The sequence below is a fragment of the Streptomyces sp. SP18BB07 genome, assembly GCF_036322545.1.
In the GTDB taxonomy this organism is placed as follows: Bacteria; Actinomycetota; Actinomycetes; order Streptomycetales; family Streptomycetaceae; genus Streptomyces; species Streptomyces deccanensis.
The window spans coordinates 56,776-78,237 of record NZ_JAQYWT010000324.1; the positions used below are offsets into that span (position 1 = coordinate 56,776).

The following is a 21,462-nucleotide window of genomic DNA, read 5'->3' on the forward strand; positions in this document are numbered from 1 at the left end:
GTCGCACCCCGCACCGATCCGACGACCCATCGGATCGCCGTGCTCGGTACGTAGTTCAGGTCCTGTTGGCCGAATCGCAAGCCGACCATGATCTGCTCATGTGTCGCAACGGCATTTCTCGCGGGCGGACTCGGGAGGACCGGCGGATGGAACTGCGCAGCGTCGAGGAGCTCATGGATCTGCTGCACGCCTGCCGGGGCGGCGGCACGACGCCGGACCCCCGCCGGGACACCGCGGTCGATCCGCACGAACACGCGCTGCAGACCGCCGCGCTGCTGCGCCGGGGCCGGCCGGCCGACAAGGAGCTGCAGGTGGCGGGCCTGGTGCACACCCTCGGAGGGCTGCTCCGTCCGGGTGACGACTCCGGCCACGCCGATCTGGCCGCCGACACGGTGCGGCCGCTGCTCGGCGAGCGGGTCGCCCGGCTCGTACGCCTGCACGCCCTCGGCACCGACGACCTCGTGCGGCTGCACGCGGGCGGATGGGCGGACGCCACGCTCGTCGAGGACGTGCTGACCCTGCGGCACGCCGACGAGGCGAGCTGGATCCCCGGCATGGACGCCGGGGTCCTGGAGGACTGGCGGACGGTACTGGAGCTGGTGTCGGACCGGGCGAGGGCGACTCACCACTTGCCGGGCGCGTAGTCCTTCAGGAAGACGCCGTACAGGTCCTCGCCCTGCTCGCCGCGGACGACGGGGTCGTAGACCCGGGCCGCGCCGTCGACGAGGTCGAGCGGGGCGTGGAAGCCCTCGTCGGCGAGGCGCAGCTTGTCGAAGTGGGGGCGCTCGTCGGTGATCCAGCCGGTGTCGACGGAGGTCATGAGGATGCCGTCGGTCTGGAACATCTCCTGCGCGCTGGTCCGCGTGACCATGTTCATCGCGGCCTTGGCGGCGTTGGTGTTCGGGTGACCCGCGCCCTTGTAGCCACGGCCGAAGACGCCCTCCATCGCCGAGACGTTGACGACGTACGCGCGTCCGCTGGTCGCCTTCCGGGCGGCGTCGGCCATGACCGGGCGGAGCTTGCTGATCAGGATGAACGGCGCCGTGTAGTTGCACAGCTGGGTCTCCAGCAGCTCCACCGGGGAGATCTGCTCGATGGTCTGCACCCAGGTGTTGCTGTCGACCACGTCGGGGACGAGGCCGCCCGCGTCGATGGCGGTGCCGTCGAGGTGCCGGGCGACGCTGGCGTTGCCCGCGACCAGGGCGAGGTCGGCGACCTGCTGCGCGTCGAGGCCGCTGGTGCCGACGGGCAGCGCGGCGAGACCGTCGACGGCGCCGGAGTTGAAGGCGCCGATGACGTGGTACGGGGGCAGCTCACCGGCGGGCAGCGGGGCGCTCTCGCCGTCCACCAGGGCGGCGTAGGCGGAGGGCAGACGGCGTACGGTCTGGGTCGCGTTGTTGATGAGGATGTCGAGGGGACCGGCCTCGGCGACCTGGTCGGCGAGGGCGACGGCCTGGGCCGGGTCGCGCAGGTCGATGCCGACGACCTCCAGGCGGTGCATCCAGTCCGCCGAGTCGTCCATGGCCTTGAAGCGGCGGATGGCGTCCTTGGGGAAGCGCGTGGTGATCGTGGTGTGCGCGCCGTCGCGCAGCAGCCGCAGGGCGATGTACATGCCGATCTTGGCGCGGCCTCCGGTGAGCAGGGCGCGCTTGCCGGTGAGGTCGACGCGGACGTCGCGCTTGGCGCGGTTCACGCCGGCGCACTCGGGACAGAGCTGGTGGTAGAAGTAGTCGACTTCCACGTACCGGGTCTTGCAGGTGTAGCAGGAGCGCGGGCGCTGGAGTATCCCCGCGATCTGCCCGGCCTCGGTGACGGACGACGGCAGGATGCCCTCGGTCTCGTCGTCGATGCGCTGGGCGGAGCCGGTGGCCGTGGACTCCGTGACCGCCTTGTCGTGTGCGGTCTTGGCGGCGCGGCGTTCCTGGCGGCGGCGCTGCTTGACGGTGCGGTAGACGCCGGCGGTCGCGCGGCGCACCGCGATCGCGTCCGGGTGGTCGACCTCCAGCTTGTCGAGCTCCTCCAGCACGCTGAGGCACACGGCGAGCCGGTCCGGGTCGATGCCGGGGCCGTACGCGACCTCGTCCGTGGTCGCGGGGCCGTCCTCTGTCACCGTCATCGCGCTGCCGTTTCCCTGATCACCGCGGTCCGCCCAGCGCGTCCGCCACCGAACGCGAAATTGTACGGAGCGGGGGGTGTGGTGACCAAACTTCGGGTGCGGGTCCGGTGGGGGCTGGTCGCGCAGTTCCCCGCGCCCCTGAAAGGCCTGCGGCCCTTCCATAGGGGCGCGGGGAACTGCGCGAACGGGGTCCGGGGCGGAGCCCCGAGTCTTTGAGCGGGGGCGAGAGACGGGTGTCAGGGTTCACACGCCGCCAGCAGATCCGCCACCTCCCGGACGACCGCCCCGGACAGCCGGTCCAGGTCCGGGACGGCCTCCGCGTCGGCGACGAGCCCGTAGTGGACGCTCCCCCGGTACGTGGAGACGGCCACGGCGAGGGACTGCCCGTGCGCGAGCGGAGCGAGGGGGTAGATCTCGGCGAGCGGGCAGCCGCCGAGCCGCAGCCCGAGGCTGGGCAGCGGGACGCTGGTGACGAGGATGTCGAACCACAGGCGCGCGGCCTGACTGACCAGCGGCCCTCCGAGCCGGTGCCCCAGCGGCAGCACATGGTCGGCGAGCAGGGCCACCGCGCCCGCGCCCCGGTTCGGCCCCGCCTCCTTGTTGCGGTCCATCGCCGCCCGCACCGTGCGCAGCCGCCGCAGCGGATCCGGATCGTCGACCGGCAGTTTCATCAGGTACCCGGAGAGCCGGTTGCCCTGCGGGTGCGCCGTGCGCGGCCGGCGCTTGGAGACGGGGATCAGCGCCCGGGGCGCGACCCCTTCGCTGCCGTCCCCGCGCTCGTCCAGCCACCGCCGCAGCGCCCCCGCCACGACCGCGATGAGGACGTCGTTGACGGTGCCGCCGACGGTCTTGCGGATCCGGTGCACGTCGTCGAGGTCCACGAGCACCCCGGCGGTGCGACGGGTGCCGCTGGCCTCGGAGGTCAGCGCGGCCGGGGAACGGGCCCCGAGGCTCGCGTCGATCGTGGTGCGGGCGACGGAGGCGCCGATGTCGAGGGCGCGCCCGAGGTCGGAGAGGGTGCCTCTGACCAGGTCGGGGAGTTTGCGCACGTCACGGAGGAGATCGCGGGGCGGCTCGGCGGGGCGCGGTCGGGGCGCGGGCATGTCGATGGGGTCCATGACGGCCGCGGCGAGCGTCAGCGCCCGCAGTCCGTCGGCGAGGGCGTGGTGGAACTTGAACAGCACGGCGAAGGAGGCGCCGTCCTCCCCCGGCAGCACGTGCGCCTCCCAGGGCGGCCGGCCGCGCTCCAGCGGGCGCTCCATCAGCCGTCCGGCCACCGCGTGGAAGTCGGCGGCCGGCGCGTGCAGCCGTACGTGGTCGAAGGGCTCGAAGTCGGCGACGGGCTCCCGGGTCGCGCCGCCGAACGCCAGGGGCAGCCGGACGTCCGGGAACCACACGTCCCGGATCCGCATCCGCAGCGCCGGCACCGCGGCGGACCGCGTGGCGAGCAGCTCGGCGGCATGGGCGCCCGCGGTGGGCGAGTTCGCCGTGAAGACGCCGAGGGCGGCCAGGTGCATGGGGTGTTCGGCGGACTCGATGTTCCAGAACGCAAGGTCGAGGGGGGCGAGCAGGTCAGGAGTCAAGGGCTTGCCTCGCGTCGACGACGGGTGAGTCGGTAGTCAATCGCTGTTGGCCGATTACGGTCAAGTACGATCAAGCTACGCACAGTTAACAACAGATTAAGTCCCACCCTTAAAGAAAGGCGGGACTCATGCGACATCTGTGTGCACTGCGGTCACCCTGAAGGGCTAGACAGGCCGCCTAGGACACCTGCTGCCCCTTGCCCAACGCGATCACCCCGCCCCGGGAGACGGTGTAGAGCTCGGCGTCCTTCTCGGGGTTGACTCCGATGGTGGCACCCGGAGGCACCTGGACGTTCTTGTCGAGCACGGCGCCCCGGACGACGGCGCCCCGCCCGATGTGGACGTTGTCGTGCAGGACCGACCCCTGGACGACCGCGCCCGGGTCCACGACGACCCCTGGGGAGAGGACGGACCGCGTCACCTGGCCCCGTATCAGACAGCCCGCGCTGATGATCGACTCGCTGGCGATGCCGCCCGCGTTGAAGCGGGCCGGGGAGAGCTGGCCGGAGCTGGTGTAGATGGGCCAGCTGCGGTTGAAGAGGTTGAAGGCGGGGCGCTCGGCGATCAGGTCCATATGGGCGTCGTAGTAGGCGTCGAGGGTGCCGACGTCCCGCCAGTAGCCCTGGTCACGGGTGGTCTCGCCGGGTACGTGGTTGGCGCTGAAGTCGTACAGCTGCGCCTCGCCCCGGTCGGTGAGCTGGGGCAGGATCGAGCCGCCCATGTCGTGGACGGAGTCCTCGTCCTCCGCGTCCCGCTGGAGCGCCTCCACCAGGGCTTTGGTGGTGAAGATGTAGTTGCCCATCGAGGCGAACACGCATTCGGGGTCGTCGCTCAGGCCCGGCGGGTCGGACGGCTTCTCCAGGAAGCGTTCGACGGTCCGGCCGTCGGAGCCGGGCGTGATCACACCGAAGGACGACGACTCCGTGCGCGGCACCCGGATACCGGCCACCGTCACGCCCGCGCCGCCCTCGATGTGCTGCGTCAGCATCTGGCGGGGGTCCATGCGGTAGACGTGGTCGGCGCCGAACACGGCCACGTACTCGGGCTGTTCGTCGTGGACCAGGTTCAGGGACTGCAGGAGCGCGTCGGCGCTGCCCAGGTACCAGCGCGGGCCGAGCCGCTGCTGGGCCGGCACCGGGGTGACGTAGTTGCCCAGCAGGCTCGACATCCGCCAGGTCGTGGTGATGTGCCGGTCCAGCGAATGCGACTTGTACTGCGTGAGCACGCAGATGCGCAGGATGTCCGCGTTGACGAGATTGGAGAGAACGAAATCCACCAGGCGGTACGTGCCGCCGAAAGTCACCGCCGGTTTCGCGCGGTCGGCCGTGAGGGGCATCAGCCTCTTGCCCTCACCGCCCGCCAGTACGATTCCCAGCACCGAAGGTCCACCGCGCCGCATCCCGCCGCCCCTCTACGCCCGGTCGTGCCGAACGCTGATCCTGACTGCCCTGTGACTACCCCGTGACTACCCCTGTTTGAGGACTTCCTCGTAAAGCCGGACCGTCCGCCGGGCGACCGCGTCCCAGCCGAACTCCCGCACCGCCCGTTCCCGGCCGGCCTCGCCCATCCGGGCGGCCGCCACGGGGTCGGCGAGCAACGAGTCCAGTGCGCGCGTCAGTCCGTTCTCGAAGTCCTCGTCGGTCGACACGAGAAGGCCGGTGACTCCGTCCTCCACGACCTCCGGGATTCCGCCCACCCGCGAGGCCACCACCGCCGTACCGCAGGCCATGGCCTCCAAATTGACGATGCCGAGCGGCTCGTACACCGACGGGCAGACGAACACGGCCGCGTGGGTCAGGAGCTGGATCACGTCCGGGCGCGGCAGCATCTGCGGGATCCAGAACAGACCCTCGCGGACGCGGCTCAGCTCCGCGAAGAGGTCCCGGAACTCCTGGTCGATCTCCGGGGTGTCGGGCGCGCCCGCGCAGAGCACGACCTGCGCGGCCGGATCGATGTCCCGTACGGACCGCAGCAGATGGGGCACGCCCTTCTGCCGGGTGATGCGGCCGACGAACAGGACGTACGGGCGGCCGGGGTCGACACCGATCCGGTCGAGGACGTCCGTGCCGTGGTCCGGCCGGTAGAGCGAGGTGTCGATGCCGTTGTGCACGACGTGGAGCCGTGCCGGGTCCAGGGCGGGGTAGCAGCCGAGGATGTCGTCGCGCATGGCGCCGGAGACGGCGATCACCGCGTCGGCCGACTCGATCGCGGTGCGCTCGGCCCAGCTGGACAGGGCGTAACCGCCGCCCAGTTGCTCGGCCTTCCAGGGGCGCAGTGGCTCCAGCGAGTGGGCGGTCATCACATGGGGGATGCCGTGCAGCAGCTTGCCGAAGTGGCCGGCCAGGTTGGCGTACCAGGTGTGCGAGTGGACCAGTTCGCGGCCTTCGAGGCCGGCGGCGATGGAGAGGTCCACGGAGAAGGTACGCAGCGCGTCGTTGGCGCCGTCGAGCGCGGACCATGGCCGGTGGCGTACGACGCCGCCGCTCGCGCCCTCGCCCCAGCAGTGCACGTCCAGGTCGACCAGGGACCGCAACTCGTGGGCGAGGAACTCGACATGGACGCCCGCGCCACCGTAGACGTCGGGCGGATACTCCCGGGTCAGCAGGCCGACTCGCACCCGGAACCCCCTGTCTCATCGGCTGGTTCCCACATGGTCACCCAGAAGGGTCGGTTGGGGAAGACCACGATGTTCGCGCGGGCGCACGCCCGGGGGCGGGCATGCGCCCCCGGGCGTGGTGAGGCGCGCGGACCGCGGCGTGGTCAGGTGCGAGGACCGCGGCGGGGGCGGGTGCCGGGCGGACGGTCGAAGCAGCAGTCGCCGCACAGCCCACCTCCCGGCAGCCGGTAGTACAGGCAGCAGCTGCGGCGGCGACGGGTGACGGGGTCGAGCGTGCCGGTCAGGGCGGGGTGCGCGAACAGGTCGGTGGCGGCGGCGCGGGCCCGACCGGCCGCCTCCGTACGGCCGTTGGCTGCCGCCCAGCGGTCGATCTGGCGCACGGCACCCATCAGGGCGGAGGCCGCGTTTCCCCACAACAGACGTTCGGAGAGGCCGAGTTGAGCACGCAGGGACGCCGCCAGCGGTACGAGGTGGCCGTCCCGTACGATCTCGCCGATCCGTTCGGCGGGCAGGCCGCGCACCTCGGTCAGCCACAGCTCGTCCGGGGCGCTCGCGTCGGCGTCCCAGCGCAGGAGCCGGGGGTCGAGATCGGGGACGCGCCCGTACAGGGCGACCGACCCCAGGGCCACCGACCACAGGCGGGCGGCGAAGCCGAGGTGGGCGATGGACGCGGCCACGCGCGGCTCGGGCGCCCGCAGACTCCGCGCGACCTTCCGGACACGGAAAATTACGGGATTCGCGTAAACCTCCCGTTCCACATCGGCATCCCGTGCCGCGTAGGCCTCCGCGAGCGTGGGCGGCTCGCCGTGCACTGGTCGTCCCGTACGTAGTACGAAGAAGCCGCCGAGGGCCGAGAGGGCGGTGAGGCCGGGGTCGTGATCCACGAGGACGAGTAGTACCAGGGCCCGGGTACACCTTCGGGCGGCGGCATGCACCCCGTGTCGCCCCCCTGGGGTATGACGACGGGACCCTCGTACTCCAACGGCAGTAGGACCTATTGAGTGCTCAGGTACGACGACGCGGAGGCGTATCCGAGGCATCGTGGTCACCATGAAAGCCGAGCGTTCGCCGCGCCGGGCCGGGAGCCCCCGCACTGCGCTGAGGAGCCGCACATGAGCGCCCTCGCGTTGTCCGTCCTGCTGTCGTTCGTCTCCGCCGTGGCCTACGCGGGCGGGGCGATCGTCCAGGAGCGAGTCGCGGTGTCCTCCTCCGGCCAGTCCTACGCGCCGCTGCGCCGGCCGGTCTGGTGGGCCGCCGTGGGGCTGAACGGCCTCGGCGGGCTGCTGCACGTGGTGGCCCTCGCCTACGGCCCGCTGAGCCTGGTGCAGCCGCTGGGCGCGCTGACCATCGTCTTCGCCCTGCCCATGGCGGCGCTCTTCGTGGGCCGCAGGGCGGGCGCGACGGCCTGGCGGGGCGCGATCATGGCGACGGTGGGTCTGGCGGGCCTGCTGTCCCTGGTCGGCTCGGCCGACGCGCAGTCGCTGGACACCGCCCAGCGGGTGCTGGTGGCCGTGGTCAGCGGGGGCGCGGTGGCCGCGCTGATGGTGGCGGGCCACGCGGCGCACCGGCACCCGGCGGTCCGCAGCATCCTGCTCGCGGTCGCCTCCGGTGTCGCGTTCGGCATGTCCTCGGTCTTCACCAAGACGGTCGCCGTCGACTGGACGGACGGTGTCACGCTCTCCGACCTGCCCACCCTCGCACTCATCGGTGCCTTCGCGACAGCCGGTCTGCTGCTGTCCCAGGCCGCGTACCGGGGCGGCGGCCTGACGGCCCCGCTCGCCACGCTGACCGTGGTGAACCCGGTGGTGGCGGCCGCGGTCGGCATCACGATGTTCGGCGAGACGTTCCGCTACGGCACGACCGGCACCCTGCTCGCACTGGGCTGCGGTGTCGTCGCGGCGGGCGGCCTGATCCTGTTGACCACCGAGCGGCTCGCCGACGAGGTACGGGCGGACGGGGCCGGCGAAGACGCGACGGTCACGGCCGCCGACCGGGACTCCCTGGCCCTGGAGAAGCTGCTCGCGGGGCTTCCGCGCCAGACCGCCGGGACCGCCGGGGTGCCGGGCACCGGTGACGCGATCGGCCTGGAGCGGCGTGTGGTCGTACCGGCGCCGTTCCTGGGCAAGAGCGCGGCGAACGAGGGGGGTACCCCTCACAGCCTGCTGCCGCTGCCCTTCCAGGATGAGCTGTATGTGCCCAGGGCACTCCTCGATCGGCATCGCGACCGCGTGAAATCCTGAGCGGGAGGCCCGGACCGGACCTCCCGCACCACGTCAGGCCACCACGTCAGATCCGAACCCCTCCCGCCCGCAGATAGGCGATCGGATCGATGTCGCTGCCGAAGCCGGGCCCCGTCCGCACCTCGAAGTGCAGATGCGGGCCCGAGCTGTTGCCCGTGGAACCGGAGCGGCCTATGCGCTGTCCGGCGCTCACGTTCTGCCCGGTCTTCACGGAGATCGCCGAGAGGTGGGCGTACTGCGAGTACCGGCCGTCGGTGTGCCGGATCACCACCTGGTAGCCGAAGGAGCCGCCCCAGCCCGAGGTGACCACCTCGCCGGCGGCCACGGACTTGACCGTGCTGCCGGTCGACACGGGGAAGTCGACGCCCGTGTGGTAGCCCTTCGACCAGGAGGAGCCCGAAGCGCGGTACGGCGTGCCGAGGGAGGCGCTGACGGGGGCGACGAGGGACGCCGACTCCTGCCGCTTCTCGGACGCCTGCTGCTTCTGTTGCTTCTGTTGCTTCTTCTCCTGCTTCTTTTCTTGCTTCTTTTCTTGTTTCTTCTCCTGCTTGGCCTCTTGCTTCGGTTCCTGTTTCTGGCCCTGCTTCTGGCCGGCCGTATTCAGGCTCAGGCGCTGGCCAGGGATTATCACGTTCGGGTCGGAGCCTATGGTCGAGCGGTTGGCCGCGTAGAGCTTGCGCCAGCCGCCCCTGACGTCCTGGGAGTCGGCGATCTCGGAGAGGGTGTCGCCGCGGACCACCGTGTACCGCTCGACCTTGCCGGCCTGCGACTGAGGGGTGGTCTGGGGCTTCACGTCGTCGATCGTGAGACCCGCGCGCTGCGAACAGACGGGCCAGGCGTCGGGGCCCTGGCCGTCGAGAACCTTCTCGGCGATCGCGATCTGCTGTTCCTTGGTGGCCAGGTCCGCGCGGGCGGCGTACGCCGTGCCGCCGAAGGCCTCCCAGGTGGACTGGCTGAACTGCAGGCCGCCGTAGTAGCCGTTGCCGCTGTTGATGTTCCAGTCGTTGGTGGACTCACAGGCCGCGACCTTGTCCCAGGTCTCGACATCGGCCGCTTCCGCGACACCGGTGCCGATCAGCGGGAGCGCCATGCCCGCGCCGCCCGCCGTGACGGTGAGTGAGGCGCGGTTGATCCTGTTCGGTTGGTACCGCCGGTGCCGACCGCGTACGGCCATGGAGTATCCCCCTCGCCTATGCAGTGAGCCGCAAAAGTAAGCGCCGCGAACCGGCCAGGACAAGACGAAAATTCAGCCGCTCCCGTCCCGCGAGTGGCGGGTATGCGACCTGCTCCGGCGCATAAGTGCGCCCGTCCGGCTCGCGAGTGACCAGGGACGGCGCGCAATGCGTCGGGTTGCGCGCCCCATTGAGGCAGGTAGGGCCCTTCCTGCGTACTCAATCCCGGCAGGCCGCGCAGTGCGGACGGGGCCGGTGCACGTCAGGATGGCCGGAAGGACAATACTGGCGGGCAGGAACGGCACCACCGATATCAGGATCCATAGGAGCCAACCGTATGAGCACTTCAGCCCAGATCGGCGTCACCGGCCTCGCGGTCATGGGGAGCAACCTCGCCCGCAACTTCGCCCGCAACGGCTACACGGTCGCGGTCCACAACCGCTCCGCGGCGAAGACCCACGCGCTGATCAAGGAGCACGGGCACGAGGGCGACTTCATCGCGGCCGAGACCGCCAAGGACTTCGTCCAGGCGCTGGAGCGCCCCCGGCGCCTGGTCGTCATGGTGAAGGCGGGCGGTCCGACGGACGCGGTGATCGAGGAGTTCGCGCCGCTCCTGGAGCCCGGCGACATGATCATCGACGGTGGCAACGCGCACTTCGCCGACACCCGCCGCCGTGAGGCCGCACTGCGCGAGCAGGGCATCCACTTCGTCGGCGCGGGCATCTCCGGCGGCGAGGAGGGCGCGCTCAACGGCCCGAGCATCATGCCCGGCGGCCCGGTCGAGTCGTACGACTCCCTCGGCCCGATGCTGGAGAAGATCTCCGCGAAGGCCGCCGACGGCGCGCCCTGTGTCACGCACGTAGGTCCGGACGGCGCCGGGCACTTCGTGAAGATGGTGCACAACGGCATCGAGTACGCCGACATGCAGCTGATCGGCGAGGCGTACCAGCTGCTGCGCGACGTGGCCGGCTACACCCCCGCGCAGATCGCCGAGATCTTCCGCACCTGGAACACCGGGCGCCTCGACTCGTACCTGATCGAGATCACCGCCGAGGTGCTGGCGCACGTGGACGCGGCCACCGGCAAGCCGTTCGTGGACGTGGTCGTCGACCAGGCCGAACAGAAGGGCACCGGCCGCTGGACCGTCCAGATCGCGCTGGACCTGGGCGTTCCGGTCTCCGGCATCGCCGAGGCCGTCTTCGCGCGCTCGCTGTCGGGCCACGCCGCGCTGCGCGACGCCTCGCGTTCGCTGGCCGGTCCCAAGGCCACCCCGCTCAGCGCGGCCGAGGCGGGCGCCTTCGCCGACCGGGTCGAGCAGGCGCTGTACGCCTCCAAGATCGTGTCGTACACCCAGGGCTTCCACGAGATCGACGCCGCCCGTGACGAGTACGACTGGAACATCGACCTGGGCAAGGTCGCCTCGATCTGGCGTGGCGGCTGCATCATCCGCGCGGCCTTCCTCGACCGGATCCGCGCGGCGTACGACGCCCGCCCCGACCTGCCGAGCCTGCTCTCCGACGAGACGTTCGCCCAGGAGATCGCGGCGGCGCAGGACGACTGGCGCGAGGTGCTGGTCGCCGCGACGCGGCAGGGCGTGCCGACCCCCGGGTTCGCGGCGGCGCTGGCGTACTACGACGCGCTGCGCGCGGAGCGGTTGCCCGCGGCGCTCACGCAGGGGCAGCGGGACTTCTTCGGTGCGCACACGTACCGCCGGGTGGACCGCGAGGGGTCGTTCCACACGCTGTGGGGGCAGGGCCGCGGTGAGATCGAGGCCTGAGGGCCGCCGGAGCGAGCCCGCCTGAGGGAGTGGGAGCGCTGATCGGCTGGCGGCTGCGGGTCGTCGGTGGCTGGTCGCGCAGTTCCCCGCGCCCCTGAACCTGGTTCATGTGGCCCGGCGTGAGGAGCTCACGCCGGGCCACACTTTCTCCGTCCGCTCCGCTAGGACAGCGGGCCCGGCCTCGGTTCGCCCGGGACCGGCTCCGGGCCCGGCGGGTTGGGCACGGGGTCCGGGTCGGGGGTGGGGACGGGGTCGGGGAACGGGGGTGGTGGGAAGGGTTCCGGGCGGTCGGGGCCCGGGCCCGGGGTGGGGCCGGGCTTCACGGGGTCCGGGTCGGGGTGTGTCATCACGTCCTCCAGCCATCGGTACGTCGGCCATGGACCTGTGCCACGGGTACCCGTCACCCGCGCGGCCACTCACCCGGTCGGCCGCGCCGCCTTACCCCTCCTCGCCCGCCGGTCGCTCAGAAGCCCTCGGGGTGGGCGATCAGCCAGTCCTTCGCGGCCCGCAGCAGCTCCGGATCGGCGGCGGGGGCCTCGTCGGGGTGGCGTTCGGCCCACTTCACGACGTACGGGCACAGCGGGGCGACGACGGCGCCCTCGCGGGCCGCGATGCCGTACAGCTCGCGGGCCAGCGAGCCCGCGACGCCCTGCCCCTCGTACGCGGGCTCGACGATCGTGTGGACCGGGACGAGCGCGTCCTGCGGGGAGGCGAGGACGAAGTACTGGATGTGACCGGCCAGTTCGTCGCCGGCGAAGGCCTCCAGTCGGCCGGCCGCCCGGTCGTCGCGGATCTGTACGTCGCTCATGGGACTCCTCGCGTGCGGATCGGGGACGCCGGGCGGTCGCCCGAGCCTCAGACGGTGGCGGCCTGCGGGCTGCGCCGCTGGTCCGAACCCGGCACCGGCTCGGAGGCGTCCGAACCCAGCGCCACGATCCGGTTGCCCTGGTCCACGTGCACGACCCTGGGCCGCAGGGCGCGGGCCTCGGCGTCGGAGACCTGAGCGTAACTGATGATGATCACCAGATCACCGGGATGGACGAGGTGGGCCGCGGCCCCGTTGATCCCGATCACCCCGGAGCCCCGCTCGCCCTCGATGACGTACGTCTCCAGCCGGGCGCCGTTGGTGATGTCGACGATGTGCACGAGCTCACCCGGCAGCAGGTCGGCGGCGTCGAGCAGCTCGGCGTCGATGGTCACGGACCCGACGTAGTGCAGGTCGGCCTGGGTGACGGTGGCCCGGTGGATCTTGGACTTGAACATAGTACGCAACATGAAGATGCTCCCGGTTCGTCTGCTCCCTGCCTGCTTTGCAGGTCAAGGGCGGTGCCCGCAGAGTACAACCATTCACATACTCGGTCAGCTGTCGCCGGGTGTCTCAGGGCTCACACTGACCTTGTGCTGACGTCCGAGGCCACAGGCCCGAACAACGGCCGGTGACGCAAAGCGAGTCGCTCGACCTCCGACAAGTACGCGCCCGCCCTGCCGGCGTACTCCGTACGGCACCGGTACCGCCTCGCGGCAGAATCTCGGCCTGCGCTCGCCCCTCACCCCACCGGTCCGCACCGGACCGACCACAGGCGGGCTGAGCCCCGGGTCGGCCCTTCCCCTCATGGCTGAGTGCACATGGCTGAGTACACAGACTTGGTACACATGACTGACAAGAAGCTGTCACACACGGGCCGGAATGCGGGTTCGCCCGAAGCCCGTTCTGAACTGACATGACTCTTGGAGTAGCGCTCAACGCATCCGACGCGCCGAACCAGGTCGACGCGACCGTCCAACTGGCCCAGGAGGCCGCGGAGTTCGGTCTCACGTCGGCCTGGTTCGGGCAGACCTTCGGCGCGGACTCACCCCAGCTCGCGGCGATCGTCGGGCGGGCGGTCCCCTCACTGCAGGTCGGCACCTCCGCGATCCCCGTCTTCGGCCGCCACCCCCTGCTGGTCTCCAGCCAGGCCCAGACCGCCCAGGCCGCGACCCACGGCCGGTATCACCTCGGGCTGGCTCTGGGCACGAAACTGCTGACCGAGACGGGCTTCGGCCTGCCCTTCGACCGGCCCATCGCCCGGCTGCGCGAATTCCTCACCGCCCTACGGCAGTTGACCGAGACCGGCACGGCCGACTTCCACGGCGAGCTGCTCACCGCCACCACACCGATCCCGGCGCGGGTACCGGGTGCCGAGGGCGGTGTCCCCCTGCTCGTCGCCGCGATGGGGCCGCTGGCTCTGCGGGCCAGCGGCGAGCTGGCCGACGGGATCCTGCCCTATCTGGCGGGACCGCGCGCCCTGGCGGACCACATCGTGCCCGCCCTGACCGCCGCGGCCGAGGCCGCGGGCCGCCCCGCGCCCAGGGTCGTGGCCCTGGTGCCCGGCGTGGTCACGGACGACGTCGACGCGGTGCGGGCCAAGGCCACCGAGAACCTCGCCTTCTACGAACAGATCCCGTCCTACGCACGGGTCATCGAACTCTCCGGCGGCCGGCGGGCCGCCGACCTGGCCGTGATCGGCGACGAGAAGACAGTCGAGGCCGAGGTACGCCGCTACCGCGACGCGGGCGCCACCGAGGTCGTGTTCTCTGTTACCGAGATCGCGGGAGAAGCCGACCGCCGGCGCACCTGGCGCCTCCTCGGCGAACTGGCCGGCTGATCGGCTGGCTGGCTGGCCTGCTGGTCGGCTGGTCGGCTGGTCGGCTGAGTGCACCCGGCGCGACGCACCAACCCCCTGCATCCCTCGCACCCCATGCTTCCCTCGCACCCCCTGCCTGAAGACATCCCGGCGCAAAGGAGACTCCCCATGACCACCGAGGCCGCCACCACGGACCTCCACACCTTCACCGAGACCTGGCTGGAGTGGTACCGCGCCCACGAGGCCCGGCTCGCCGCCCCGCACGGGTTCCTGGCGGTCACCGGCCTGCACTGGCTCGACGACCGACCCCAGCGCTTCCCGGACGCGCCCGGCGCATGGCACACCGGCCCCGAAGGCGTCGTCGTAGACCTCGACGAGGGCGAGGAACTGGTCGTCGAGGGGACGCCGGTGCGCGGTGAGCACCGCTTCGGCGTGCTTCCCGAGCGCGGCGGTGTCGACGCCGTGTGGGGAGACGCCGTCATCGAGGTCGCCAAGCGCGGCGGCCAGGACATCGTGCGCCCCCGGCACCCGGACGCGCCGCTGCGCACGGCTTTCACCGGAACGCCCGCCTACGCCCCCGATCCGCGCTGGGCCGTGACGGGGCGCTACGTCCCCTTCGACACTCCGCGGCCGACCACCGTGGGCGCCGCCGTCGAGGGCCTCGAGCATGTGTACGACGCTCCGGGCCGGGTCGAGTTCGAGCTGGACGGGCGTCCGCTGTCGCTGACCGCGTTTCCCGGCCCTGGTGCCGGCCGGCTGATGGTGCTGTTCACCGACGCGACCTCCGGGGTCACCACCTATGCCGCCAACCGGTCCCTCGTCCTCGACCCGCCCACCGCCGACGGCACGGTCGTCCTGGACTTCAACCGCGCCGCGAACCTGCCGTGCGCCTACACGGACCTGGCCACCTGCCCGCTGCCCCCGGCCGAGAACCGGCTGCCGGTGGCGGTCGAGGCCGGCCAGAAGATCCCCCGCGAGCGCGGCGGTTCCTGAGCCGGACGCCGTACCCACCAGTGTTCTGCTGACCGGCAGCGGCTCCGGGCAGCCCACGTCCGGCGGCATCCTGACCTTCGCTCGCCGGCCACCGCTTCCCCGTCGGCGGGGCGTACGAAGCACTCAGCGCCGGCGCCCACTGCGTAGTGGACCCGAACGCACCCACCAACCGCTCGATCCCCGGCCTCGTACGCCCACCGGTCCTCAAGCCGGCTCGCCCATCAGTCGGTCGAGTGTCGTTCGGGCGTGGAGCACCGCCTCCTCGGCGGTCAGTCGTGCTCCACGGTCGAACGCCTCCGTGAAGGCGGACCCGCCCAGGGCGGCCCGGGCTGCCGTCGTGATGCGGTCGACGTCACCGCGTTCGGCGGGCGGCAGCGGGGCTCCCACGTCGCGCCGGGCCGCGTCCGCCGCACCGAGCAGCAGTGCCGCGCACGCGGCGGCACGTTCGTGACCGTGCAGGGCCGCCGCACCTGCGAGGCCCTCCAACGACAGGGCGAGGGCACGCGGCTCGCCGAGGGAGCGCGCGACCTCCAGGCCACGCAGATGGTGCGCGGTGGCCCGGACCACCTCGCCGCGGAGTTCGGCGAGGAAACCGAGCTCGGCCAGGAGCAGGTGGTCGCCCGCCTGGGACGACACATCCGCGTAGCCGTCACGGATGTGCAGCAGGTGTGCCTCGGCGGCGTCCAGGTCGCCGGACCGGCGTGCGCCCAGGGCGAGACCCATCTCGGAGTGGATCTCGCCGTACTTGTAGCCCTGTTCGAGGGCGATGCGGCGGGCCTGCTCGTGCAGATCGCGGGCGCGGTCCCACTCCCGGGTGAGCAAGGCGAGCCGGCCGAGTCCGGAGAGCCGCGCCGAGACCTCCGCCTCCAGACCCAGATCCCGGGCCATCCGGAGCCCTTCGTGCTGGCGGCGCGCCGCTTCCTCGTAGTCGCCCTTGATCTCGGCCAGCGCGGCCAGCGGCGAGACGGTCTGCAACTCTCCCCAGCGGTCGCCCAGTTCGCGGAAGAGATCAGCGCTGCGCAGTCCGTCACGACCGAGTCCGGCGAGGTCGCCGCGTACCAGAGCGAGCATCGCCCGCAGGCCGAGCGCGGCGGCGGTGCCCCACTGATCCCCCGTGGAGTCGGACAGGGCGAGGGCACGGTTGTTCAGCTCGTCGCCGTCGGCCGTGGCGCCCGCACTGAACAGGCCGTACGCGCACAGCCAGAGGCCGCGGGCGCGGCGTACGGGGTCGGGGACGGCGTCAGCGGTACGGACGGCGGCGGCCACCTCGCCACGGTCGCCGGTGAGGAGCGCGAACGCGGCATGCAGCAGGGTCAGTTCCGCGGGGTGACGAGGGGAACGGGCGTCCTGCGCGCGTGTGTCGAGTACGGCCCGCAGGCTGCGGCGGGCCTCGGTCAGGCGGCCGCGCAGGAGCCACCACCAGGACAGGGCGGTGGCGAGCCGCGTGGCCTCGTCCGCGTCACCCAGTGCCGCACGACGTACCGCCTCGTCGAGCGCCACGCGCAGATTGCCGGCCTCGGCGTCCAGCCGGGCGAGCCAGGGCTGCTGCCCTGCGGTGCGCAGCTGGGGCTCCGCGCGTTCGGCGAGCGCGACGCAGTGGCGCAGATGACGGTCGCGTACGGCGGTGAGGTCCTCCAATTCGTGCAGCCGTTCCCTCGCGTACACGGAGACGGACTCCAGGAGCCGGTACCGTGGCCCGGTCGGCGCGTCCACGACGGCCACCAAGGACCGGTCGACCAGCCGCGTCACAAGGTCGAGCACTTCCTCCCGGGCGACGCCCTCCCCCGCACACACCGCTTCGGCGGCTTCCAGGTCACAGCCGTCGCTGAAGGCGGCCAGACGGCGCAGAACGATCCGCTCGGGTGCGCTGAGCAGTTCCCAGCTCCAGTCGATCACTGCCCGCAGGGTCTGCTGGCGGGCCGGTGCCCCCCGCCGTCCCGAGGTCAGGACCCGGAACCGGTCCCCGAGACGGGCGGCCAGCTCCTTCACGCCCAGTGCGCGTACACGGGTCGCGGCGAGTTCGAGGGCGAGCGGAATGCCGTCGAGGCGACGGCAGATCTCCACGACGGCAGCCTGGTCGTCCGGGTCGGACGCGTCCTGGTCGAGCGGAAAGCCCGGTGCGGAGGCGGCCGCGCGCTCCAGGAACAGCCGCACGGCGTCGGCGCTCGGCAGGGGCTCCACCAGGAACACCGCCTCGCCCGTCAGGCCGAGCGGTTCCTGACTGGTGGCCAGGACGCGCACGCCGGGGGCGGTGCGCAGGAGTGCCTCGGTGAGTTCGGCGGCGGCGTCGACGACGTGCTCGCAGTTGTCCAGGACGAGCAGGGTGCGACGGTCCCGCAGGGCGGCGGCGAGACGGTGCACGGGGGAGGCGGCGCCGGTGCGGGCACCCGGTACGACGGTGGGAGCGTCGTCCCTGACACCGAGGGTGGTGGCGACGACCTGGGCGAGGTCGGCGGCGTCACCGGCGCGGAGGCCGGCGAGTTCGACGAGCCAGACGCCGTCGGAGAGTTCACCGGTGTCGGCTCCGGCCGCGGCGCCCGCCGCCACGGCCAGACGGGTCTTGCCGACGCCGCCGGGGCCGGTGAGGGTGACCAGCCGTGTGGAGGCGAGGAGTTGAGAGAGGTCGGTGAGGGCCTGGCGTCGGCCGATGAGTGCGGTGAGGGGAGCGGGCAGGTTCGAGGGGACACCCGGCACGGGCCGGTTCTCGATCGCGGTGGGCAGGCGTTCTTGCCCAGAACTCGGGGGAAGCCGGTCCTCCTTCCCCCCGCCGGGTGCCGTGGCTCCGGGTATCAGCTCCGGGTCCTGCCGTAGCAACGCTTGGTGCAGTGCGCTGAGTTCGGGACTGGGATCGACCCCCAGCTCCCCGGCCAGACGGCACCGGAGGTCCTCGTACGAAGCGAGGGCTTCGCTCTGACGTCCCGTCACATACAGGGCCCGCATCTGCAGGGCGCGTAAGCGTTCCCGCAGCGGGTGCCGGGTCACGAGGTCGGCGAGCTCTCCCGCGAGGAGCACATGGTCTCCCGCCTCCAGCCGCGCCTCCGCCTGTTCCTCCACCACGGACAGTCGCTGTTCCTCGAGGCGCTGCGCGGTTCCCCGTACGAACTCCTCGTCGGCGAAGTCCGCGTACGCGGGACCCCTCCAGAGCTCGAGGGCGTCCGTGAGCAGTGCGGCCCGGGCGCCCGGGTCCCGTACACGGCGAGCCTCGGCGACGAGTGCGCCGAACCGCACGGCGTCCACCTCGTCGGCGTCGCCGTCGAACCGCAGCCGATAGCCAGGGGGTTGCCGCACCACCCGGTCCCGGCCGAGGACCCGACGTAGTTGGGAGACCCTGGCCTGCAGAGCGCCCGCCGGTCTGCCCGGCGGCCGGTCGCCCCACAGGTCGTGGATGAGGCGGTCCGTCGCGACCGGGCCGCCGTCGTGCGCGAGCAGGTCCGCGAGCAGCGCCCGGACCTTCACCTCGGGGACCGTGACCGCCTGCCCCTCGTCGTCCCACACCACCAGTGACCCAAGCACCCCGAACCGCATGCGAGTCACTGTATATGTACCTGCATATGTCCAGGTGGCTACGGATCCTGACCCCGGTGTGCCCCAGCCCCTTCCGCTCACAGCACCGATCCGCAGCCGTTCCGAAGGTTTCCCGAAGCGTCGCCGCGCACAGTCGTTCCCGCCGGGTGGCACCGCACGCCCGGCGAGAACGGCATTGCGGGGAGGGAGCGTGACGCATGACCAAATACGCGGGCACAAGGGCCGTGGTCGTCGGTGAGACGAACGGAATCGGCCTGGCCATCGCCAAGCGCCTCGTGGAAGGCGGCGCGGAGGTCCTGCTGACCGCCCGGACTCCGCACGAGCGCGCCCTGCTGAGTGGCGAGCTGGGCTCCGCCGCCCGTGTCGTCGCACCGGCCGAGCTGGAGGACTGCCTCCGGCCCATTGCCGACGTCGATCTCCTGTTCGCAGACGCCGTGTCGACCGCACGGCTGCTGCTACCGAGCCTGAAGGACGGTGGCGCGATCGTACTCACCGCCTCCGCCCCGTCCCCGGCCTCCGTGCCCGCGTTCGCCACAGAGCTCGCCTCCCGTGGTATCCGCGTCAACGCGGTGGCCCCGGGCTGTATCGAGGCGTCCGACGGCGGCTCCGTACCCCTGCCGCCGCTGGGCCGTCTCGGCGCCGCCGAGGAGGTGGCTCGTGCCGCGCTCTTCCTGGCAACGGACGCGACCTTCACGACGGGCGCCCGGCTCCCCGTCGACGGCGGCCTCGGTCAGCGGTGATCAGGCGGCCACGGAACCCCACGGCCGGCCACGACCCGCAAGCACGCGGCACCGGAAGCACGTGACCGGTCCCCGACACGACACCCCGCGCCCAGCCCGGACACCGCACCCCGTGCGGCCAGAAGACAACACGTCTTGCGGCCGGATGACAACACGTCCCCAGAACCCCCGGAGCACACCACATGAGCACACCACCCGACACCGCGGCCGGTTCCGCCTCAGCAACCAGCGCCGCATCAGGTTCGAGCAGCGGGGGCGAGGAGCAGCAGAAGCTCCCCCTCCTCGCCCTCCTCGCCCTGGCCACCGCCGTCTTCATCACCAGCCTCACCGAGACCCTCCCCGCCGGTCTGCTGCCCGCGATGAGCGACGACCTGCACGTGAGCGAGTCGGCGACCGGGCAGACCGTCACCATCTACGCCATCGGCACCGCCCTGACCGCGATCCCGCTGACGGCGGCCACCGCGGGCTGGCGGCGCAAGCGGCTGCTGTTGACCGCCATGGGCGGCTTCGCCCTCGCCAACACCGTCACCGCGGTGTCGTCCCACTACGGTCTGACGATGGTGGCGCGGTTCGTCGCGGGTGTGGCGGCCGGTCTGGCCTGGGCACTGCTCGCCGGGTACGCGCGGCGCATGGCACCCGTTCATCTCCAGGGCAGGGCCATCGCCATCGCCATGGCGGGCATTCCCCTCGCGCTCTCGCTCGGCGTGCCCGCCGGAACCTTCCTCGGCAAGGTGACCGACTGGCGCGTGGCGTTCCTCGCGATGACCGCCCTCACCGTGGTGCTTCTGCTGTGGATCGTCGCGACCGTGCCGGACTACCCGGGCCAGGAACGCGGCGAACAGCCGAAGATGCTGCACGCCCTGCGCGTCCCGGGCGTGACCCCGGTCCTGTTCGTCACTCTCGTCTTCGTGCTGGCCCACACCATCCTGTACGCCTACATCGCCAGCTTCCTCGACGACCTGGGCATGAGTGACAACACCGACCTGGTGCTCCTGGTCTTCGGTGCCGCCTCACTGGCGAGCATCTGGATCGTCGGCGCCCAGATCCACCACCGACTGCGCGGTCTCACGATCACCAGCACCCTGCTGGTCGCCGTGGCCGCGGCGCTCCTGGCCGTCCTCGCGGATCACACCGCCCTCGTCTACGTCGCCGCCGTCCTGTGGGGCCTGGGGTGGGGCGGCGTGCCCACCCTGCTGCAGACCGCCGCAGGCGACGCGGGCGGCGATCACGCCGACGCCGCACAGGCGATGCTCGTCACGCTGTGGAACGTCGCCATGGCAGGCGGGGGGATCATCGGCGGCATCCTGCTCGACCTGATCGGCAGCGACGCCTTCCCTTGGACCGTCCTCCTGCTCCTGCTGCCGGTCCTCGCGGTCGTCTTCTCCGCACGCGGCCACGGCTTCCCCGCCAGGCGGCCCGCCGCGTAGGACGACCAAAAATCGGAGCCCCTCGATCACGCCGCGCCCGCCGCAGGGTCAGCCGCTGCTGACGAGCCTCGCCCACGCCTCCGCGCCGAGATCTTCGCCGGTACTCCCGGCGATCTCGCCGACCTGATGCTCGACTGGCGCACCGCAGGGCTCGACGGCTTCCAGCTGCGTCCCGGCCCACTGCCCGCGTACGACACCACGACTCTCCGGGGGCACCTGCGTCTGCAGCGCCCGAACAACCGCTATGCGCGGACACGCTGACACAGTGGCATCGATCTTCGTCGCTCTATCACCCGACCTTCTGTCACGCCACGACAGGAAGCTCAGGGCCGCCGGGACGCGTTGGGCCGCTACCCGGCGCCCCGCGGAGGCGCCGGCGCCGGCGCTGACGATGGCACATTGGTGAGAGCCGTCCTCACCTTCCTCGAAGGGGCGATCAGATCCTGCGTGCTGTGCGCCCGCTTGTTGGATTCCTTCAGCGGGCTCGACCCCGAGGAGGGGTGACGGAGGACGGTTGAGGGTTCTCACGCAGGGGACTTGGTTGCCGGTACGGGAGTCGGCAGTGGTGTGGCCGGGACTGCGGAAGGAGCGCCGGAGTGCGAGGGGGAGATGCAGATGAGTCGATGGGTGCCGCGATAAGAGGAGTTG

The 21,462-nt window shown here is 71.8% G+C and carries 16 protein-coding genes and 1 pseudogene; 8 read left to right on the top strand and 9 right to left on the bottom strand.

Annotated elements, in window-relative coordinates; translation table 11 throughout:
* Positions 1-146 precede the first annotated feature (146 nt).
* Positions 147-644 carry a hypothetical protein gene (locus PUR53_RS24130; protein ID WP_329896284.1) on the top strand — a complete coding sequence of 166 codons (498 nt, stop codon included), beginning with the start codon at positions 147-149 and terminating at the stop codon, positions 642-644.
* Here PUR53_RS24130 and PUR53_RS24135 read toward each other — a convergent pair.
* The 5 genes from PUR53_RS24135 to PUR53_RS24155 all read right to left on the bottom strand — a co-directional run bounded on the left by PUR53_RS24135 (position 623) and on the right by PUR53_RS24155 (position 7,200).
* Positions 623-2,116, bottom strand: a complete 1,494-nt coding sequence (locus tag PUR53_RS24135) for an SDR family NAD(P)-dependent oxidoreductase (protein WP_329896285.1) — start codon at positions 2,114-2,116, stop codon at positions 623-625. The genes PUR53_RS24130 and PUR53_RS24135 overlap by 22 nt on opposite strands.
* A gap of 236 nt (positions 2,117-2,352) precedes the next feature.
* Positions 2,353-3,699 (bottom strand): wax ester/triacylglycerol synthase family O-acyltransferase, encoded by a 1,347-nt coding sequence (locus PUR53_RS24140; RefSeq protein WP_329896286.1) that lies wholly within the window; start codon positions 3,697-3,699, stop codon positions 2,353-2,355.
* 178 nt (positions 3,700-3,877) lie between these two features.
* On the bottom strand, positions 3,878-5,098 hold the full coding sequence (gene glgC / locus PUR53_RS24145; protein WP_329896287.1) for a glucose-1-phosphate adenylyltransferase: 1,221 nt from the start codon (positions 5,096-5,098) through the stop codon (positions 3,878-3,880).
* Positions 5,099-5,164: 66 nt separating this feature from the next.
* Positions 5,165-6,316, bottom strand: a complete 1,152-nt coding sequence (gene glgA / locus PUR53_RS24150; RefSeq protein WP_329909626.1) for a glycogen synthase — start codon at positions 6,314-6,316, stop codon at positions 5,165-5,167.
* Between the two features lie 143 nt (positions 6,317-6,459).
* Entirely contained in the window at positions 6,460-7,200 is a 741-nt protein-coding gene (locus PUR53_RS24155; protein ID WP_329896289.1) for a (2Fe-2S)-binding protein, read from the bottom strand.
* 228 nt (positions 7,201-7,428) lie between these two features.
* Between PUR53_RS24155 and PUR53_RS24160 the strand changes: the two genes are divergently transcribed.
* Positions 7,429-8,556, top strand: coding sequence for a DMT family transporter (locus PUR53_RS24160; protein ID WP_329909627.1), 1,128 nt, complete (start codon positions 7,429-7,431; stop codon positions 8,554-8,556).
* Positions 8,557-8,602: 46 nt separating this feature from the next.
* On the opposite strand, the gene PUR53_RS24165 is transcribed toward PUR53_RS24160, so the two are convergent.
* Positions 8,603-9,730 carry a transglycosylase family protein gene (locus PUR53_RS24165; protein WP_329909628.1) on the bottom strand — a complete coding sequence of 376 codons (1,128 nt, stop codon included), beginning with the start codon at positions 9,728-9,730 and terminating at the stop codon, positions 8,603-8,605.
* 335 nt (positions 9,731-10,065) lie between these two features.
* Between PUR53_RS24165 and gndA the strand changes: the two genes are divergently transcribed.
* A complete protein-coding gene (gndA, locus tag PUR53_RS24170) occupies positions 10,066-11,505 on the top strand; it encodes an NADP-dependent phosphogluconate dehydrogenase (RefSeq protein ID WP_329896292.1) in 1,440 nt (479 codons plus the stop codon).
* Positions 11,506-11,968: 463 nt separating this feature from the next.
* On the opposite strand, the gene PUR53_RS24175 is transcribed toward gndA, so the two are convergent.
* Both PUR53_RS24175 and panD read right to left on the bottom strand, forming a co-directional pair.
* Positions 11,969-12,313 (bottom strand): GNAT family N-acetyltransferase, encoded by a 345-nt coding sequence (locus PUR53_RS24175; RefSeq protein ID WP_329896293.1) that lies wholly within the window; start codon positions 12,311-12,313, stop codon positions 11,969-11,971.
* Positions 12,314-12,360: 47 nt separating this feature from the next.
* Complete coding sequence (panD, locus tag PUR53_RS24180) at positions 12,361-12,780, bottom strand: aspartate 1-decarboxylase (protein WP_239759048.1); 420 nt, start codon at positions 12,778-12,780, stop codon at positions 12,361-12,363.
* A 446-nt stretch (positions 12,781-13,226) separates the two neighbouring features.
* On the opposite strand from panD, the gene PUR53_RS24185 reads away from it, so the two are divergent.
* Together PUR53_RS24185 and PUR53_RS24190 are read left to right on the top strand one after the other, a co-directional pair.
* A complete protein-coding gene (locus PUR53_RS24185) occupies positions 13,227-14,150 on the top strand; it encodes an LLM class F420-dependent oxidoreductase (RefSeq protein WP_329896294.1) in 924 nt (307 codons plus the stop codon).
* A gap of 147 nt (positions 14,151-14,297) precedes the next feature.
* Positions 14,298-15,122 carry a DUF1684 domain-containing protein gene (locus PUR53_RS24190; RefSeq protein WP_329896295.1) on the top strand — a complete coding sequence of 275 codons (825 nt, stop codon included), beginning with the start codon at positions 14,298-14,300 and terminating at the stop codon, positions 15,120-15,122.
* A gap of 204 nt (positions 15,123-15,326) precedes the next feature.
* On the opposite strand, the gene PUR53_RS24195 is transcribed toward PUR53_RS24190, so the two are convergent.
* Complete coding sequence (locus PUR53_RS24195) at positions 15,327-18,647, bottom strand: BTAD domain-containing putative transcriptional regulator (RefSeq protein ID WP_329909629.1); 3,321 nt, start codon at positions 18,645-18,647, stop codon at positions 15,327-15,329.
* Between the two features lie 197 nt (positions 18,648-18,844).
* On the opposite strand from PUR53_RS24195, the gene PUR53_RS24200 reads away from it, so the two are divergent.
* From PUR53_RS24200 to PUR53_RS24210, 3 genes and pseudogenes are all read left to right on the top strand, one after another.
* Entirely contained in the window at positions 18,845-19,387 is a 543-nt protein-coding gene (locus PUR53_RS24200) for an SDR family NAD(P)-dependent oxidoreductase (protein ID WP_329896297.1), read from the top strand.
* A gap of 182 nt (positions 19,388-19,569) precedes the next feature.
* Positions 19,570-20,814 carry an MFS transporter gene (locus PUR53_RS24205; RefSeq protein ID WP_329896298.1) on the top strand — a complete coding sequence of 415 codons (1,245 nt, stop codon included), beginning with the start codon at positions 19,570-19,572 and terminating at the stop codon, positions 20,812-20,814.
* Positions 20,815-20,827: 13 nt separating this feature from the next.
* A pseudogene (locus tag PUR53_RS24210) lies at positions 20,828-21,075 on the top strand (hypothetical protein); the annotation flags it as partial.
* Positions 21,076-21,462: the final 387 nt, after the last annotated feature.

What these genes read in the sequence shown, in the direction of transcription:
- PUR53_RS24130 (WP_329896284.1), top strand. Translation starts at nt 147, where the DNA reads ATGGAACTGCGCAGCGTCGAGGAGCTCATGGATCTGCTGCACGCCTGC.
- PUR53_RS24135 (WP_329896285.1), bottom strand. Translation starts at nt 2,116, where the DNA reads ATGACGGTGACAGAGGACGGCCCCGCGACCACGGACGAGGTCGCGTAC.
- glgC (WP_329896287.1), bottom strand. Translation starts at nt 5,098, where the DNA reads ATGCGGCGCGGTGGACCTTCGGTGCTGGGAATCGTACTGGCGGGCGGT.
- PUR53_RS24160 (WP_329909627.1), top strand. Translation starts at nt 7,429, where the DNA reads ATGAGCGCCCTCGCGTTGTCCGTCCTGCTGTCGTTCGTCTCCGCCGTG.
- PUR53_RS24165 (WP_329909628.1), bottom strand. Translation starts at nt 9,730, where the DNA reads ATGGCCGTACGCGGTCGGCACCGGCGGTACCAACCGAACAGGATCAAC.
- gndA (WP_329896292.1), top strand. Translation starts at nt 10,066, where the DNA reads ATGAGCACTTCAGCCCAGATCGGCGTCACCGGCCTCGCGGTCATGGGG.
- PUR53_RS24175 (WP_329896293.1), bottom strand. Translation starts at nt 12,313, where the DNA reads ATGAGCGACGTACAGATCCGCGACGACCGGGCGGCCGGCCGACTGGAG.
- panD (WP_239759048.1), bottom strand. Translation starts at nt 12,780, where the DNA reads ATGTTGCGTACTATGTTCAAGTCCAAGATCCACCGGGCCACCGTCACC.
- PUR53_RS24185 (WP_329896294.1), top strand. Translation starts at nt 13,227, where the DNA reads ATGACTCTTGGAGTAGCGCTCAACGCATCCGACGCGCCGAACCAGGTC.
- PUR53_RS24190 (WP_329896295.1), top strand. Translation starts at nt 14,298, where the DNA reads ATGACCACCGAGGCCGCCACCACGGACCTCCACACCTTCACCGAGACC.
- PUR53_RS24195 (WP_329909629.1), bottom strand. Translation starts at nt 18,647, where the DNA reads ATGCGGTTCGGGGTGCTTGGGTCACTGGTGGTGTGGGACGACGAGGGG.
- PUR53_RS24200 (WP_329896297.1), top strand. Translation starts at nt 18,845, where the DNA reads ATGACCAAATACGCGGGCACAAGGGCCGTGGTCGTCGGTGAGACGAAC.
- PUR53_RS24205 (WP_329896298.1), top strand. Translation starts at nt 19,570, where the DNA reads ATGAGCACACCACCCGACACCGCGGCCGGTTCCGCCTCAGCAACCAGC.